Source organism: Ethanoligenens harbinense YUAN-3 (assembly GCF_000178115.2).
GTDB classification, from domain to species: Bacteria; Bacillota; Clostridia; order Oscillospirales; family Ethanoligenentaceae; genus Ethanoligenens; species Ethanoligenens harbinense.
Genome location: NC_014828.1, coordinates 2559837 through 2575897, shown reverse-complemented (window position 1 = coordinate 2575897; position 16061 = coordinate 2559837). Strand labels below are relative to the sequence as shown.

The following is a 16061-nucleotide window of genomic DNA, read 5'->3' as shown; positions in this document are numbered from 1 at the left end:
AATGCCTGCCTGTTTGCCGGTGACGCCGGGCGGATTCAGACGGGCCGTTCGATGGTGCCGCCGCCGAGCACGGTATCACCGTCGTAAAAAACGGCGGCCTGCCCGGGCGTGACGGCGCGCTGCGGCTCGTCAAACAGCAGGCGGAGCGCGCCGTTTTCCACCGTGTGCAGGGTAGCGGGCACGGCGGGCGCATTGTAGCGGATTTTAGCCTGCACGCGCGCCCCGTCTTCCAATGCGCCCGGCAGTATGCGGTGGGTGCCGCCCACCAGCGCGCCCGCCGCGAACAGCGCCGCGTTTTCACCCACGCGCACCTCGGCGCGCGCGGCGTCGATGGAGAGCACATAGAGTTTCTTTTCGGAAAAAGCCCCCAGCCCCTTGTGCTGCCCGATTGTGAACCGATAGACGCCGTCGTGACGGCCCAGCACTTGGCCGCTTTCGTCCACAATGTTGCCGGGGCGCAGCAGGCCGGCGCAGTTTTCGCGTAGAAAACCGGTGTATCCGCCGCGGCCGATGAAACAGAGGTCCTGACTGTCGGTTTTCTGAAAGGTGGGCAGGCCGAACGCTTTGGCAAGGGCGCGGATCTGCGGCTTTTCATATCCGCCGCAGGGGAACAGGATGCGACCAAGCTGCGTCTGCGTGAGCATATAGAGCACATAGGTCTGGTCCTTGCGTGCGTCGGCCGCGCGCACGAGACGGCAGCCGCCCGCGTCGCGCAGGATGCGGGCGTAATGTCCCGTGGCGATGAAATCGGCCTGGAACTCGTCGGCTTTGCGCAGCATGGCGGTAAACTTCACACGCGCGTTGCAGGCGATGCAGGGGTTGGGCGTGCGCCCGCGCAGGTATTCCGCGGCGAAATAGTCGATGACGCCGCGCTTGAAATCGGCCTGCGTGTTGAGGACGTAGTGCGGGATGCCGAGCACGTTGCAGACGGCGCGCGCGTCGTCCACGTCGGTGACGGAGCAGCAGCTGCGCGCGCAGGGGTTCTCCTCTTCCGGCCAGACATTGAGGGTGATGCCGATTACGCTGGCACCCTGTTCTTTGAGCAGGGCGGCCGTGACGGAACTGTCCACCCCGCCGCTCATAGCGGCCAGCACGGTTTTTCCCGCGAGTGGGAGGGCGGGAGTCATGCTTGCAACATCCTTTCCAGACAGGTGCGCGCCCGCAGGCGGATGGATTCCTCCACCTCGACCTGCGTGCGGTTTTCGGCCAGCGCGCGGTAAACGCTCTGCAGCGAAGTCAGCTTCATATTGGTACAGATCAGCCGTGGGGTGAGCAGGTAAAAGTCCTTCTCGGGGTTGTCCCGTTTGAGTTTGTGCAGGATGCCCATTTCGGTGCCGATGATGATGCGCTTCGCGTCGCTTTTGCGGCAGAAGTCGATGATTTCGCTGGTGCTGCCTGCAAAATCGGCGGCGTTCACAATTTCGGGCGAGCATTCGGGGTGCACGGCAACCGGCGCATCGGGATAGAGCGCGCGGGCGCTGTGCAGTTCGTTCAACGTCACACGCGCGTGGGTGGCGCAGCAGCCGTTGAACAGCGTGAAGCGCTTTTCGGGCACCTGCTTTGCCACATAGCTGCCGAGGTTCTGATCGGGCACGAACACGACCTCGTTTTCTTTCAGGCTGCGCACGATGCGCACCGCGTTGGAGGAGGTGCAGCAGATGTCGCACTCGGCCTTGACCTCCACAGAGGAGTTAATATAGCAGACCACCGCTGCGCCCGGATGCTCCGCCTTGAGCCTGCGCACGTCCTCGGGCGTGATGGAATCGGCCATGGGGCAGCCCGCGTGCGCCTCGGGCAGCAGCACGGTCTTTTCGGGAGAAAGGATCTTGGCGCTCTCAGCCATGAAGCGCACGCCGCAGAACACAATGGTGGAAGCATCGGATCCGGCGCAGATCTTGCTCAGGTAGAACGAATCGCCGACATGATCGGCGATGTCCTGCACTTCGTCGATCTGATAATTGTGTGCCACGATGACGGCGCCGCGCTCGGCTTTCAGGCGCCGGATTTCCTGAATCAGTTCCATATATCAATTCCTTCTGTGCAGTTCCCGCGGGGCTGCCCCCGTGGGAACGATGTGGAAAAAAGTGTGGAAGTTGCGCAGGAAACGACCTGCTTCGCAAGTTATTATACCATGAAATTCACTTTTTTCAATTGCAGAATTGCCGAGGCCGCCTCGGGAAGCCGTGCGCCATATGGGCGGTAAACTTATGAACCCAAAAGATTGCCAATGCGTGTGATACCCGGTATAATAGAAACCGGTGCGGCTGTTGTGTCTTTGTGGCGCGCCGCTGCGACGACTGATACGGATTTTGAAGGGACTGTTTGCATGGCTAATCTGCTTCTGCTGCTCAAGGCGCTCATCCTCGGCATCGTTGAGGGCATCACGGAATTTCTTCCCATTTCTTCCACTGGGCATATGATCCTGGTCGGTGCGTTCATGGGTACCGACAGCGGCCCATATGCAAAATTTTTCACGCTGTTTGAAATTGTCATTCAGTTCGGCGCCATCCTCGCGGTGGTGGTGCTGTTCCGCAAGCGCATTCTCGATGTGTTCCGGAACTTTAAGCCCGGCCAGTACGGACTGCGGCTTGCGCTGGCCATCATCGCTTCGCTGGTACCTACGGTGATCGTGGCGGTGCTGTTTTATAAAAAGATCGGTAAGCTGCTGATGTATCCGCTGCCGGTGGCTCTGTCCCTGGTGGTGGGCGGCATCGCGCTGATCTACTTTGAGCGGGCGTTTGGCCACAAGGGAAAAGTGCGCCGGATGGAGGACGTGGGCATCAAAGAAGGCTTTATGGTCGGCGTCTTCCAGTGCCTCTCGTTTCTGTGGCCCGGTTTTTCGCGCTCGGCGTCTACCATCATCGGCGGCTGGGTCGTGGGACTGACCACCGTGGCCGCCGCGGATTACACCTTTTTTCTGGCGATCCCCACGATGTTCGGCGCGTCGGCTTATTCGCTGCTCGACGCCAAAATGAAGCTGAGCGGTATCGAAGTGGCCGCGCTGGTGCTCGGTTTCGTAGTGGCGTTCATCGTGGCGCTCATCGTGGTGAAGAAATTCATCGGTTTTTTGAAAAAGAAACCGCTGCGCGTGTTTGGGTATTACCGCATCGCCGTGGGTATCGTGATGCTCATCTGCGTGGCGGCCGGCGTGCTGCACTGAGCGGCGTTTTCGGCAGGGGCTGCCTGTTGGAATAAGTAGACATCGTGTGTGAAAACAGCCGGTATGCTGCGGAAACCCCGCCACATGCCGGCTGTTGCTGGTGCCCGGATATGCATCCCGCCGGGGGCTTTTGCATGTATTTCCAATATTTATGAAATGATTTGACCGTATAATGGATTGACATTTTACAGGAAACCCGGTATATTTAATGAAAATGTTTCTAGAATGATACCATTTTGTAACTATTTCACCGCCCGACATTCTATACTTTTGGCCGCCTGCTTGAGGCGGCCTTTTTTGATAGAACATACGGCGGGAGAATCCTGTAAATGAGGCGATTGAATGCTTAACATTCTTCTGGCGGCGGCATCGCAAGCAGAAAGAGAACAATTTCGCGCACTCCTGCCGGAGGTCCCGGCGCGGATGAACGTGTATGAGGCCGAAACGGAAGAAGAGGCCCTGCGCATCGCGCAGACGACAACTATTGCATTGTTTGTGATCGACACTCAATTGAAGAACGGTTCCGGCCTGCATTGCGCCGCGGAGATCAGGAAGCTGTCGCTCTGCCGGCTGACATGGATCCTGTTCATCAGCCAATATGCCGATGGGATACCCGAAGCGTTCCAACAAATCCACTGTTACGATTTTTTCATCAAGCCCTATGACGCGGGCCGGATGCGGGAAACGGTGCGGCTGCTGCTGGGCGAGGGGCGGGCCGCCGGGCCGGAGCGGCCGTTTCGCCTGTTCCGCAATGGGAATAAGGCGTTCAAAGTCTACGTGGATGAGATTATTTTCCTGGAGATCAACGCGCGCGCCTGCACCATCCATACGGCTGAGCAGGTGTTCCGTCTCAACCGCATGCCGCTCAAGGATGTGCTGCGGCACATTAACAGCCCGGACATTATCCAGACGCATAAATCCTACGCGGTCAACCTGCGGTATATCCGCAGCATTGAGCGCTATGCGCTCACGTCCTGGAATATCCATTTCGATAACTATCCGGAAATCGCACTGCTTGGGAACAAATACAAGGACAATGTACTGCGGTTGTTTGAAAAATCCGAGACGGAGTGTTAACAGTTTTATGTAAAATACATAAAACTGGAAATTGGCAATAGCTTGGCATAAAACTAGAAAAATTCGCCACGATTATACATATTTCAACAATAAATCCGTTTATATGCTGTTTTTCGCGCTTTTTGGGAAAAACTGGTTTTCTTTTTTCTGGAAATTTATATACTGGAAATAGAAACCATCTGCGGACATGCGGCGAATATGGAATCGATACCATTTCCGCGCTGAGGAGGTGAATCCCGCCCGCAGCCCGCGATGGAAGATAGAAAACGACGACTGTGAAAACGGAGGAGAAAACATGAAAAAACGAGCACTTGCACGGCTGGCGATTTCCAGTACCATCCTGCTTGGAACGGCGATGCTGGCTTCGCCGTTTGCAATGGCACAGACGGCGGACTATAACAACACCTACGGTATTTCCCACATTACGCGCTATGATATGTCCCAAATTCCCGGCCAGCAGTCCAGCGCACAATTTGAAGTGCCCGAATTCGACGCGTCTACACTTAAAAACCTGCATGTGCAGGGGCCGGATGAAAACGGCAACCCGGTCGATCTGGATGTTTGGGACAGTTGGCCGTTGCAGAGCCCGGACGGCACGGTCGCAACCTACAACGGATATCATCTCGTGTTCGCGCTGGTGGGCGACCCCAGCCGCGCGTGGGATACGCACATTTATCTGTTCTACCAGAAAGACGGCGAGACCTCCATCGACAGTTGGAAGTGCGCGGGCCGTGTCTTTCAAGACAGCGACAAATACACGGGCGATCCCATACTGGCCCAGCAGACGGAAGAGTGGTCGGGTTCTGCGACACTGACGGCGGACAACAAGGTGCGGCTGTTCTATACCGACCGCGGCGCATTTGATCTGGCCAACGGGCTGTATGGCAAGCAGACGCTGACGACCGCACAGGTCAATCTCTCACAGCCGGATGCGTCCACAATCAAAGTCGATGGCGTGCAGGATCTCAAATCCGTTTTCGATGGAGGAGACGGCACCATTTACCAGAACGTGATGCAGGGGCAGGTGACGCCGGGTGACAACCACACCCTGCGCGACCCGCACTATGTGGAGGACAACGGCCATAAATACCTGGTGTTTGAAGCCAATACCGGTACGACCGACGGCTATCAGGGCGAAGATTCCCTGTTCAACCAGGCGTATTACGGCGGCTCCTTCCGTTTCTTCCAGACCGAAAAGGACAAGCTCCTGAACAGCCCGTCCAAGGACGCGGCCGCTGTTGCCAACGGCGCACTGGGCATCATCGAGCTCAACGACGATTATTCTCTCAAGACGGTGATGAAGCCGCTTATCACCTCCAATACGGTGACCGATGAGATCGAGCGCGCAAACGTGTTCAAACTCAACGGGCGCTGGTATCTGTTCACCGATTCCCGCGGCTCGAAGATGACCATTGACGGTATCGGTGCCAAAGATATCTACATGCTGGGGTATTCCTCCAATTCACTCACCGGCTCCTATAAGCCGCTCAACGACAGCGGCCTGGTGTTGCACATGGACAAGAATTATTACGACCCGACCTTTACCTATTCCTACTATGCCATCCCGCAGGAAAAGGGCAACAATGTGGTCGTCACCAGCTACATCACCAACCGCAGTATTTCCACGGAGCATCATTCCTCTTTTGCACCCAGCTTTCTGCTCAGCATTCTGGGCAACCACACAAGCGTGGTGCAGGGCGGTCTTCTGGCGCAGGGTCAGTTGACGATCGACGGCGACCAGCACCGCCGGTGAAATCCGGCGGACCATTTCTTCTGAGCGAATCCATCTTCCTTCCCCCTTTTTTCTTTTTTACAGTGCGCGGCGCATGCCGCGCGCTGTTTCTTTTCTACATTTCTATGCGTATGTGCATGCAAAAACGGGCGAAAATGAAAGAGGAAAAGCGAAAAGACAGCACAGGTTTTTACCAGTGCAGTTTTCGGCGCAAAAAGGAGACACAGGGCAAAAATGCAGTTTGACTTTATCTGACCAAAGTGCTATACTGCATGCAAAGGTGCAAAAAGATCCGCCGCCGCATGCGGCGCAGAGGAGGAATGGGTATGACCATGGAAGAATTTACCGTCAAGGCGCAGGAGGCAATCTCCACGTCGCAGGAGCTTGCCATCCGGCTGGGTAACCAGCAGGTGGACGGCGAGCATCTGCACGCCGCGCTGGTGCAGCAGAAAGACGGGCTGATCCCTAGGCTGCTCGGCTATATGGCCGTGCCGCTTGAGCAGTACCGCGCCGAACTGGATGCCCAGCTCGACAAGCTGCCCCGCGTGTCGGGCGGCGGTGCCGACCAGACCTACCTCACCAGACGATACAGTACGCTGCTGCTGCACGCACAGGACGAATCCAAAAAATTCAAGGACGAATACACCGGTGTGGAGCACATCTACATCGCGCTGCTGAAAGAAAAGGGCACGCCGTCCGAGGCGGTGTTCCGGCGCTTTGGCGTCACGCTCGAAAAATTCATGGAGGCGCTGCAAAAAGTGCGCAGCAACCAGCGTATTGAGTCTCAGGACCCCGAGGCCACCTATGATTCGCTGAAAAAATACGGGCGCGATCTGGTGGAGATGGCCAAAGCGGGCAAACTCGACCCGGTGATCGGGCGGGATGCGGAGATTCGCCGGGCCATCCGTATCCTCTCCCGCCGCACCAAGAACAACCCGGTGCTCATCGGCGAGCCGGGCGTGGGCAAGACCGCCGTGGTGGAAGGGCTGGCGCAGCGCATTTTGAAAGGCGACGTGCCGGAGGGTCTGCGCGACAAGACCATTTTCGCCCTCGACCTCGGCGCACTCATTGCGGGTGCGAAGTTCCGCGGTGAGTTTGAGGAACGTCTGAAAGCCGTGCTGAAAGACGTGGAAAAATCCGATGGGCGCATCATCCTGTTTATTGATGAAATCCACACCATTGTGGGCGCGGGCAAGGCGGACGGCGCCATGGACGCGGGCAACCTGCTCAAGCCCATGCTGGCGCGCGGCGAACTGCACTGCATCGGCGCCACCACGATGGACGAATACCATAAGTATATCGAAAAGGACGCCGCGCTTGAGCGCCGGTTCCAGCCCATTGTGGTGGATCAGCCTTCGGTGGAGGACACGATCTCCATTCTGCGAGGGCTGAAGGAAAAATTTGAGATCCACCACGGCGTGCGCATCACCGATGGCGCGCTTATCGCCTGCGCGGAACTCTCCGACCGGTATATCAGCGACCGCTTTCTGCCGGACAAAGCCATCGACCTGATGGACGAGGCCGCCGCCATGCTCCGCACCGAAATCGACAGCATGCCCACCGAGCTGGACGAAATCTCCCGCCGGGTGATGCAGCTCGAGATCGAGCGGCAGGCGCTGAAAAAAGAGGATGATCCTGCGTCGCAGTCCCGGTTGGTCACGCTGGAAAAAGAACTGGCCGCCCTCAAGGAAAAAGGCGACCGGATGAAGGCCCAGTGGGAAATGGAGAAAAAGGACATCGGACGCGAAAAGGAGATCAAGCAGCAGATCGAGGACGTGAAGCGCGAGATCGAGGAGGCCGAACGCCGCTATGACCTTGAGAAGCTGGCCGTGCTGCAAAACGGCAAGCTGCCCGAACTCCAGAAAGAACTGGAGGAGGAAAAGAAGCGCGTTGCATCCGCCGGCGGCGAGCATCTGCTCAAAGAAGAAGTCACCGAGGAGGAGATCGCCGAGATCGTCGGTAAGTGGACGGGTATTCCGGTCACGCGCCTGGTGGAGAATGAGCGGCAGAAGCTGCTGCATCTGGGCGACACCCTGCACCGCCGCGTGATCGGGCAGGACAGTGCGGTGGAAGCCGTGTGCGACGCGGTCATTCGTGCGCGCTCCGGCCTGAAAGACCCCACCAAACCCATCGGTTCGTTTTTGTTCCTCGGCCCCACCGGCGTTGGCAAGACCGAACTGGCCAAAGCGCTTTCCGAGGCTCTGTTCGACAGCGAAAACAACGTGGTGCGCATCGATATGTCCGAATATATGGAGAAATTCGCCGTGGCCCGGCTGATCGGGGCGCCTCCCGGTTATGTGGGCTATGAGGAGGGTGGCCAGCTCACCGAGGCCGTGCGCCGCAAACCGTATTGCGTCATCCTGTTCGACGAGATCGAAAAGGCGCACCCGGATGTGTTCAACATCCTGTTGCAGCTGCTGGACGACGGCCGCCTGACCGACAGCCAGGGCCGCACGGTGGATTTCAAGAACACCGTGGTCATCATGACCTCCAACCTCGGCAGCCAATACCTGCTCGACGGTATCCGCCCGGACGGCAGCATCGACTCCGCGGCGGAAGAAGCCGTGCAGCGCGAACTGCACCTGCACTTCAAACCGGAATTCCTCAACCGCATCGACGAAACGGTGCTGTTCAAACCGCTGCGCGAGGAGGAGATCGTCCGCATCATCGACCTGGCGCTGGCCGGCATCCAGAAACGCATGGACGACCACCGCTGGACCCTTGAGGTGACCGACGAGGCCAAGAAATACATGGCGGCGCAGTCGTATACCCCCGCTTACGGCGCCAGACCGGTGAAGCGCTTTATGCAAAAGTATGTGGAAACCGCCGTGGGCAAGAAGATCATCGCGGGCGATGTGCCGGACGGCGCGACCATTCACATCGGGCTGAAGGACGGCGCGCTGGATATTTCGGTGCGCGACCCCAAACCGGTAGCGGCGGGCTGAACCAACCTGATACCGTAAAACAACCCAAAAGCCGTGCATGGCGGAAGCTGTGCGCGGCTTTTGGGTACCGTTCAAGAAGAACTTGCCGCCCGGCGGCGCTGTTTGACGCGCCGCGCGGGATATGCGCGGCCGGAGAGAATCTTGCGCACGGCGCGCTCGCTCATGCCGAAGGCGGCAACCAGCTCGTGGAGGTTGCGGCCGTTGTAGCGGCGGCGGATTTCTGTGTCGCGCGCGATGCGCAGGATGGTGTCGGCTTTATAAATGTAAAGATTGCAGCCGCCGAAGATCCGCACCAGCTTGAGGTAGGTTTCCAGCCCGACCGTTTCGGCCAGGTCGCGCTGCTCACCTTTGAGGTCGGAAACGGTAATGTGTCTGAGTTCCATGGCTTTCCTCCTTTTTGCATGTCCGTAGTGTGTCAGACTGTGGCTTTGAAATAATCGTGCGCCATCGAGAGCGCGGAGAGCAGTTCGCCGCTCCAATACGCATACCAGTCGCCGTCGGTGGACCAGGTGCCGCAGACCTCGCTCTGGTTATCCGACACATAGAGCCGGTTCAGATAGGCCATGCAGCGCAGAATGAGCGGCTGGGTGAGCAGGTCGGGCACTTTGCGCGAATTGTAGGCGCGGATGGCAGCGCGCAGGAGCAGCGCCGCGCCGTGCGGATCGTCGTAGGCGCCGGTGGGCGGGCCGCTTTGGGGGAAAGCCGTGAGGGGATACATGTCGGCGGACGGCCAGTACCGGGCGACCATCGTGAGAAAATCGGAGACGATGCGCGCCGCCGCAGGGAGCGCGGGGTCGTTTTCCAGCGCGCGGGCGGCCGCTTCGAGCGCCCGGTACTGAAACCCGCCCCAGAAGGTGTTGGGGTCGGGGCCGTTCCAGGTCCAGGTGCCGGGCGTGCCGTAGGCCGCCGCGTCCCACCGGTTCCACACATAGCAGGGCGCGAACGGCCCGCGCACGCCGGTGGCGGCTTCGTAGGCGTCCTGCGCGTCGCTGAGGAATTGCAGCACGGTGGCCACGCCGGCCGGATCGCCGATGGCCTGCCAGATATAGGGCGCCTGGTAGCCGGTGTAGGGCATGCCGCGCCAGGTGACGATGGAACCATGCAGCAGGTTGACGGTGAACGGCGCGACATACGGCGTGTAGGGAATGACTTTTTGCGGCAGAAAGCGCAGGCGGTAGACGCTGATGGTCTGCGCGGCGGAATTGTCCACGTACACCGCCGCGTTGGCGATGGCAACCCCGACTGCGGGGCTTTGCGCCGTGCCCAGCCGGTAGAGTGTGAACGTGCCGCCGGACGCGGTGAAATCGAACACGACGGCCCGGATGGCACCGGTGAACACGGAGGGCGGCGTGCCGTTCGAGGGCTGGTAGCCGCTTGTCGTGAACGCCGACAGGGCGGGCGTGACGGTGGTTTTGACGGATGCGGCGGGCAGGGGATAATACCAGTACCACCCGGCGGCGTCGGTGAGACGCAGGCTGCATGGCGCGCCGGAGGCGTAGGTGACGGCGGGGCAGGATGTGAGGGGAATGGTCGCGTCCGGATACGGCTCGAGCTGCGCGTAGCCGTCTGCCGATTTGGAGTAGGCGGCGGCGACATATGAGCCGTCTGCCGCCGCGGTGGCGGAAACAGTGCTGGCACTGTCTTTATTGACACCGTAGGTGGAGGATTTGTAGGACATGTCCCAGACAAGGCCGGCGGACAGGAGGAAATCGGACAGGCGGAGCGTGACCGTTTGCGGAACACCGCTGCCGTCCAGCGCCGCGACGGCGGAGTAACGGGTGTTTGCATCGTAGGACGTGGTGGGGTCGATGTCGATGCGGACAATGCCCGCGAGCGTGGAGGCGATCTCCAGTTCCAGGTAATTGTTTGTGCTCCAGGTGTCGGCCAGCGCGCCGTTGCCATACTGCGCGAACCCGCTGCCCGTGGGTATCCGGATATCCACCGCGCCGGTGGTCATGTTGCGCGAGACGGATGCGCCGTCCCGGCTGGTTTGCCAGTAGGTGCCCGCAAGGTCGAACGGGTCGTCGGTGCCGGTGCTGGCGTCGAACCAGTCGTCAAAATCGTCAACGCGCACGGCGGACGGGATTACCTGCCGCAGATAGGCGCAGGCGTCGCTCCATCCGGATTCGCCGGTGGAACGGGAGAGCCGGTCGAAGCAATCATAAAGCCACCAGAGGCTGTCCACCGCGCAGGAAATCTCGGTCGGTTCGAGCGGCCGCCAGACGGGCCATGCCTCATAGGTGCTGTTTTTGGGGATGACGGGGCCGCCCAGATCGCTGTAGGCCACAAGCGCGGGGCCGGAAAACGACGTGTCTTCCAGCATCACGGTGAAGGTGGACGCGCCGTCGGTGGCGCAGGATGCGACGGCGTACTGCGTGCCGGTGATCCGGGAGAATGGGTTGGGCCACTGGAGGGTGGCGTCCGGCGCGCGCACGGAAAAGACTCTGCGCGCCGCGTGCTGCGCTGTGAATGTGGCCACGCCGTTTGCAAACGTCACCTGCCGGTCGAGGTAGAACACCTCGGAGGTGAAATCCGCTTTGACGTCGAACAGCCAGGTGGGCAGGCGATAGGTCTGTCCGTCGAACACGGCGGGCAGGTTTTCCCCGTCGAACAGCACGTCCATCATGCGGGCGGCCACGCTGCGCGCGAAGGTGAGCCATTTGCCGTCGCCGGTGGAGAGGTAGGTGTCCAGCATGCCGCGCAATAGCAGAAATTCCCCTTCCGTGGTGCCGCTGCCCGGTGCGAAATAGACGCCTGTGCCGGATGCCATCCGGAACTGCGCCGAGACCAGATCCGTCTCGTTGAGGGCGTTGGGGATCTGGGCACGGGTATAGGTGGTGAGAAACTGGTAATGCGCGGCGAGCCAGCTCTCGATGGCGGCGCACCAGGCGCCGCCGGTGAAGATTACGCCGTTGTCGATATGCGGCTCGAGTGAAAGCGTGTCGGCCCGCAGGGTGTACCAGTGCGGGTCGGGCATGGTGAGCTGCACGGTGGAGAGCAGCGGCGTGTCGCTGCTCCAGCCAAAGCCCGTCACCTCCGCGTAGCCGATCAGCCGGCCGAAGTCGGTGTCGATCACCAGGGGCTTGAGCGCGTTGCCGGCCGCCATCCGGTTGAGCACGGCGAGCCGGGCGAGGTCGTGCGCACCGGCCACGATCTGCAGCACCAGCTTGCGTGGGGCGACTTTGCTGCGCCCAAACACCTGCCCGTCGTCGAGAATATCATTTGTGGTGAGGGTCTTGTCCGCGTCGAACGCGCCGCGCAGGTCGCTGGAAAAAAATCCGTCGTTAAGCGCTACGCCGTTGAAACTGATCGGAGTGAGCATGCGGGTGCCTCCTTTCGGTGCCCCGGCCTGTGTCAACCCGCCGCATTTTTTTGCCGGTGTGATTGACAGGGGAGTCGGGGCAGAGGTATAATTTCTTTTGGTAAGATTTTGTGAGCCATTGATTGCAGTATATCTTATAATAGTGAGATTTTCAAGAGAAAAACACACAATGGAAAGATGATCTACGTTATGCATAAAAAGGTAAGATGAATGATGGCGTTTTTTGATATTTACAAACAGCTTTGCCGGCAGAGCGGATTTTCGCCCAATGCCGTTGCCAAAGAGCTGCACATTTCATCCGGCACGGTGACCAAGTGGAAAAACGGCTCCATGCCGTCGGCCGAAAAACTCAGGGCCATCGCGGAGCATTTCCATGTGACCACCGATTACTTGCTTACCGGGGCGGACGGCCCGCTGGGCGAGGACGGTATTCCGCCCGTGACCTTCGACGATTTTACCTATGCGATGTTCCACGAGGGCAGGGAACTCACTGAGGAAAACAAACGGATGCTGCTGGATATGGCCCGATTGCTGCGTGAGCGGCAGCACCGGGAAGGGAAGGACAAGCCGGCAGGCGGCTGACAAGAGGGGACATGTATGTCTGACATCGAGCAACTGTATAATGAAGTGATGGCGCAGGGGATCATGCTGTTCAACTATGCAGCTGCCGGGACCCCGGCCACGGCGGTGCAGAACCTCTATGGCAGCGCCATTTTTGTGAACGAGCGGCTGGTGCGCACCACGGCGGAGGAAAAATATGCCGTGGCGCATGAGGCGGGGCATATCGCCACCGGTTCGATGCATCCGGTGGGTTCGCCGTGGGAGGTCATCGCGCAGGACGAATACCGCGCGGACAAATATGCCGTGCGCCGCCTGCTGCCGCTGGAGCACCTGCTGGAGGCGTTGCGGGACGGAGATGTGGAGCCGTGGCAACTGGCCGAACGCTTCAACCAAACGGAGGCGTTCGTTCGGCGGGCGATCTACATCTACCGGTGTGAGGGGAAAATTTGAAACGGTATTGTGCCGTATGGAAAAAAGCGCCGCGTGCGGTCCTGGACCGTGCGCGGCGTTTTTGCATGCGCAGAGCGGACGGTTGTCTGCCGTCGGATGCGCGTTTTCTGTCGAAAACGGCCGGGCCGGTCCGCAGCCTGTTCACCCCGCGCGTGGACAGGGCATAGGCTGGTGGTGGAGTCTGATTTGAAAGGAGCCGATAATTGTGTCAACGGATCATTTTCACGCGCAGAGCCGACCCATGCCGATGGGTGACCCGCTGTTCCCTCCGGGAACGCCGCTGGCCATGGCCTATGTGCCTATGCAGAAGTTGGAAAACATCTATGAACCGGTGCACGCGCTTAAACGCGGCACCCTGTATCCCGAACTGGATAAACCCTGGCATCCGGAAATGGGGGCGAGCGCAAAATGAACGAGCAAGCCACATTGCTGCGCAACATCGCCGCGATCGGGTTTTCCATGCAGGAGCTGCGGCTGTTTTTGGACACTCATCCGGCCGACGCGACCGGGATCGCGCTGTTCAACAAATATCAGCAGAAGCTGAGCGTGCTGACGGCCGAATATACCCGTGCCTACGGCCCGATCGATTCCAACACCGCCAACGCCGGCAACACCTGGCAATGGGTCAAAGATCCGTGGCCGTGGGAAGCGGCGGCCAACCCGGAGGTTTGATGCTATGTGGAGCTATGAAAAACGTTTGCAATTTCCGATCAAGATCAAACAGACCAACCCCCAACTGGCCAAGGTCGTCATCAGTCAGTACGGTGGTCCGGATGGCGAATTGGGTGCTTCTTTGCGCTACCTGAGCCAACGCATGAGCATGCCGTATCCCGAAGTGAAAGCCGTGCTGACGGATATTGGGACTGAAGAACTCGGACACCTGGAAATGGTGGGGACGATCGTCTACCAGCTTACGCGCAACATGACAATGGAGGAAATCAAAAAGGCCGGATTCGATGCCTATTTTGTGGACCACACCGCGGGCGTTTATCCGCAGGCGGCCAGCGGCGTGCCGTTTTCGGCCGAAGCGCTTGCCGTGAAGGGCGACGTCATCGCCGACCTGAACGAGGACCTTGCCGCCGAGCAGAAGGCGCGCGTGGTTTACGACAACATATTGCGGTTTACGGACGATCCGGATGTGCGTGAACCGATCAAATTCCTCAGACAGCGCGAAATCGTACATTATCAGCGTTTCGGGGAAGCGCTGCGCATCACGCTCGACCACCTCAATGAAAAGAATTTCTATGCGTTTAACCCGTCTTTCGATACCCCGTCGGCGAAGCGGTAGGAAACAATCCGGCATATTTGCATGAGAGGGCTGCTCCAACTGGGGCAGCCCTTTCGTAATTGCCGCCGAACAGGCAAGACAAAACTCCAGTTCATCAATCGGGGTGGGAAAATCTTATAAGATACAGGAAAAAGATGTATTTGCTTCCCATTTTTAACATCTCCTTGACTTTGAGTGTTGTCAAGGGTGTGCGGCTTTATTGTACTACTTTAAACATTCACGATACAAAGGCCGGCATCGAACATACGAGACTTGCTTATGAGCGCTATCCATCCATCGAAAAATTCTGTGCTGATGCAGGTTATCGTGGTATATTTGTATTTGATGTAGATAAAATCCTTGGCCTTTGTGTGGACATTTCAGAGAAAATCAAGCCGCATGCGTGGGAGAAACGTCCTTGGCGTTGGGTGGGTGAACGCACCTTCGGTTGGCTGAATCACTTTCGTTGTCTCAGCAAGGATTATGAAATTGCTACCGATTCCGCTGAAGCTGTCGTCAAAATCTCGCACTTAGCCGCTATTTTTGAGTATATTGAAATTTATTTCAACCGGCAACGTCGCACTGTCGGAATTCCGGTGGCGATTTTATTAGCAGCGGGCGGCTTAGCCCGCAATCTCACGATATTCCTTGTTTTTAGCTGATTGTACTACTTAGAACCTGTATTCACAAATGTTTCGGCAGAGTATGCACTACCGCAAAAAGGCGAGGGAAAGCGGCGATCGTCTGCCGCCGGATTTGCCCGTTGAAACAGCGGGGCATTGCTCCTCCCGCGGATCGGCAGGTTTGCCCGGAATGTGGCGGCACGTTGCATGTTATGGGCAAGGAAACCCGGCGCGGACTGAAACTCATCCCTGCCAGGGCTGTAATTGTGGAGCATGTGACCGATGCGTATTTCTTACCGGCGCTGTGAACGTACCCAATGCAGCGTTCCGGTTTTGAAAGCAAAAGGTGATGTGCCGGTCATCAAGGGAAGTTTTGCCTCGCCGGAAGCCGTGGCGCAAATCATGACGCAGAAATTCTTGACCGGTGTGCCGTTATACCGTCAGGAGCAGGAGTTTGCTGGCGGCGGGATCCATTTGTCCCGTCAAACCATGTCGAACTGGTTGATACGCTGTGCGGAAGATTGGTTGCAGCCCCTTTACGATCTGCTGCATGGGAAACTCTGCCGTCGCAAAGTGCTGCATGCTTATGCGTGGGTCGGTATACTCCGCGAATTGCCTAAAACCCTGGTGGGTAAAGCAATCCATTACGCGCGGTCACAACGGATGTATCTGGTGCGGTATTTGTTGGACGGACGGCTGGAAATCAGCAACAATCGCGCGGAAAACGCCATTCGGCCTTTTGTGATGGGGCGGAAGAACGGGCTGTTTTCCAATACGCCAAACGGTGCAGATGTTGAAAGCCTCATGCCGTGGAAGGCGTGACCGCTGATTTGACGGTTACCCTAAATATTAGAACTATTTGAGAAATAAAACAGGGGTTGAACATTCCTGCATGTTGGAATGTTCAACCCCTGTTTGTTATAA

16 protein-coding genes are annotated in these 16061 nt (G+C 58.4%); 12 read left to right on the top strand and 4 right to left on the bottom strand.

What is annotated here, in order from left to right; all coding sequences use genetic code 11:
• Positions 1-35 precede the first annotated feature (35 nt).
• Together mnmA and nadA are read right to left on the bottom strand one after the other, a co-directional pair.
• The gene (gene mnmA, locus ETHHA_RS12015) at positions 36-1127 is read right to left on the bottom strand and encodes a tRNA 2-thiouridine(34) synthase MnmA (protein ID WP_013486230.1); all 1092 of its coding nucleotides are present in this window, start codon (positions 1125-1127) and stop codon (positions 36-38) included.
• Positions 1124-2023: a quinolinate synthase NadA gene (gene nadA / locus ETHHA_RS12010; protein WP_013486229.1), complete on the bottom strand. Its 900-nt coding sequence runs from the start codon at positions 2021-2023 to the stop codon at positions 1124-1126. Before nadA ends, mnmA begins: the two co-directional genes overlap by 4 nt.
• 303 nt (positions 2024-2326) lie before the next feature.
• On the opposite strand from nadA, the gene ETHHA_RS12005 reads away from it, so the two are divergent.
• From ETHHA_RS12005 to clpB, 4 genes are all read left to right on the top strand, one after another.
• Positions 2327-3160, top strand: coding sequence for an undecaprenyl-diphosphate phosphatase (locus ETHHA_RS12005; RefSeq protein WP_013486228.1), 834 nt, complete (start codon positions 2327-2329; stop codon positions 3158-3160).
• 342 nt (positions 3161-3502) lie between these two features.
• Entirely contained in the window at positions 3503-4237 is a 735-nt protein-coding gene (locus ETHHA_RS12000) for a LytR/AlgR family response regulator transcription factor (protein ID WP_013486227.1), read from the top strand.
• Between the two features lie 295 nt (positions 4238-4532).
• Positions 4533-5990 (top strand): glycoside hydrolase family 68 protein, encoded by a 1458-nt coding sequence (locus ETHHA_RS11995; RefSeq protein ID WP_013486226.1) that lies wholly within the window; start codon positions 4533-4535, stop codon positions 5988-5990.
• Positions 5991-6295: 305 nt separating this feature from the next.
• On the top strand, positions 6296-8914 hold the full coding sequence (clpB, locus tag ETHHA_RS11985) for an ATP-dependent chaperone ClpB (RefSeq protein WP_013486225.1): 2619 nt from the start codon (positions 6296-6298) through the stop codon (positions 8912-8914).
• Positions 8915-8985: 71 nt separating this feature from the next.
• Here clpB and ETHHA_RS14765 read toward each other — a convergent pair whose 3' ends face one another.
• Both ETHHA_RS14765 and ETHHA_RS16190 read right to left on the bottom strand, forming a co-directional pair.
• Positions 8986-9297: a Mor transcription activator family protein gene (locus ETHHA_RS14765; RefSeq protein WP_013486224.1), complete on the bottom strand. Its 312-nt coding sequence runs from the start codon at positions 9295-9297 to the stop codon at positions 8986-8988.
• A gap of 32 nt (positions 9298-9329) precedes the next feature.
• Positions 9330-12236, bottom strand: a complete 2907-nt coding sequence (locus ETHHA_RS16190) for a hypothetical protein (RefSeq protein ID WP_013486223.1) — start codon at positions 12234-12236, stop codon at positions 9330-9332.
• 210 nt (positions 12237-12446) lie between these two features.
• On the opposite strand from ETHHA_RS16190, the gene ETHHA_RS14760 reads away from it, so the two are divergent.
• The 8 genes from ETHHA_RS14760 (at position 12447) to ETHHA_RS11945 (ending at position 15959) form a co-directional block, all read left to right on the top strand.
• The gene (locus ETHHA_RS14760; protein WP_013486222.1) at positions 12447-12818 is read left to right on the top strand and encodes a helix-turn-helix domain-containing protein; all 372 of its coding nucleotides are present in this window, start codon (positions 12447-12449) and stop codon (positions 12816-12818) included.
• Positions 12819-12833: 15 nt separating this feature from the next.
• Positions 12834-13247, top strand: a complete 414-nt coding sequence (locus tag ETHHA_RS11965; RefSeq protein WP_013486221.1) for an ImmA/IrrE family metallo-endopeptidase — start codon at positions 12834-12836, stop codon at positions 13245-13247.
• 205 nt (positions 13248-13452) lie between these two features.
• A complete protein-coding gene (locus ETHHA_RS15325) occupies positions 13453-13659 on the top strand; it encodes a spore coat associated protein CotJA (RefSeq protein ID WP_242822074.1) in 207 nt (68 codons plus the stop codon).
• Positions 13656-13919 carry a spore coat protein CotJB gene (locus ETHHA_RS11960; protein WP_013486219.1) on the top strand — a complete coding sequence of 88 codons (264 nt, stop codon included), beginning with the start codon at positions 13656-13658 and terminating at the stop codon, positions 13917-13919. Before ETHHA_RS15325 ends, ETHHA_RS11960 begins: the two co-directional genes overlap by 4 nt.
• Before the next feature lie 4 nt (positions 13920-13923).
• The gene (locus ETHHA_RS11955) at positions 13924-14535 is read left to right on the top strand and encodes a manganese catalase family protein (RefSeq protein WP_013486218.1); all 612 of its coding nucleotides are present in this window, start codon (positions 13924-13926) and stop codon (positions 14533-14535) included.
• A gap of 140 nt (positions 14536-14675) precedes the next feature.
• Positions 14676-15176: a hypothetical protein gene (locus tag ETHHA_RS11950; RefSeq protein WP_137143909.1), complete on the top strand. Its 501-nt coding sequence runs from the start codon at positions 14676-14678 to the stop codon at positions 15174-15176.
• Positions 15177-15277: 101 nt separating this feature from the next.
• Complete coding sequence (locus ETHHA_RS16470; protein ID WP_083803724.1) at positions 15278-15445, top strand: IS66 family transposase zinc-finger binding domain-containing protein; 168 nt, start codon at positions 15278-15280, stop codon at positions 15443-15445.
• Positions 15420-15959 carry an IS66 family transposase gene (locus tag ETHHA_RS11945; RefSeq protein ID WP_083803723.1) on the top strand — a complete coding sequence of 180 codons (540 nt, stop codon included), beginning with the start codon at positions 15420-15422 and terminating at the stop codon, positions 15957-15959. Before ETHHA_RS16470 ends, ETHHA_RS11945 begins: the two co-directional genes overlap by 26 nt.
• The last annotated feature ends 102 nt before the right edge of the window (positions 15960-16061 follow it).

Bases quoted from the DNA above. Each gene is read 5' to 3' on its own strand.
- mnmA (WP_013486230.1), bottom strand. From the start codon at position 1,127: ATGACTCCCGCCCTCCCACTCGCGGGAAAAACCGTGCTGGCCGCTATG.
- clpB (WP_013486225.1), top strand. From the start codon at position 6,296: ATGACCATGGAAGAATTTACCGTCAAGGCGCAGGAGGCAATCTCCACG.
- ETHHA_RS11995 (WP_013486226.1), top strand. From the start codon at position 4,533: ATGAAAAAACGAGCACTTGCACGGCTGGCGATTTCCAGTACCATCCTG.
- nadA (WP_013486229.1), bottom strand. From the start codon at position 2,023: ATGGAACTGATTCAGGAAATCCGGCGCCTGAAAGCCGAGCGCGGCGCC.
- ETHHA_RS16190 (WP_013486223.1), bottom strand. From the start codon at position 12,236: ATGCTCACTCCGATCAGTTTCAACGGCGTAGCGCTTAACGACGGATTT.
- ETHHA_RS11945 (WP_083803723.1), top strand. From the start codon at position 15,420: ATGCGTATTTCTTACCGGCGCTGTGAACGTACCCAATGCAGCGTTCCG.
- ETHHA_RS14765 (WP_013486224.1), bottom strand. From the start codon at position 9,297: ATGGAACTCAGACACATTACCGTTTCCGACCTCAAAGGTGAGCAGCGC.
- ETHHA_RS12005 (WP_013486228.1), top strand. From the start codon at position 2,327: ATGGCTAATCTGCTTCTGCTGCTCAAGGCGCTCATCCTCGGCATCGTT.
- ETHHA_RS11960 (WP_013486219.1), top strand. From the start codon at position 13,656: ATGAACGAGCAAGCCACATTGCTGCGCAACATCGCCGCGATCGGGTTT.
- ETHHA_RS14760 (WP_013486222.1), top strand. From the start codon at position 12,447: ATGATGGCGTTTTTTGATATTTACAAACAGCTTTGCCGGCAGAGCGGA.
- ETHHA_RS11965 (WP_013486221.1), top strand. From the start codon at position 12,834: ATGTCTGACATCGAGCAACTGTATAATGAAGTGATGGCGCAGGGGATC.
- ETHHA_RS11955 (WP_013486218.1), top strand. From the start codon at position 13,924: ATGTGGAGCTATGAAAAACGTTTGCAATTTCCGATCAAGATCAAACAG.
- ETHHA_RS12000 (WP_013486227.1), top strand. From the start codon at position 3,503: ATGCTTAACATTCTTCTGGCGGCGGCATCGCAAGCAGAAAGAGAACAA.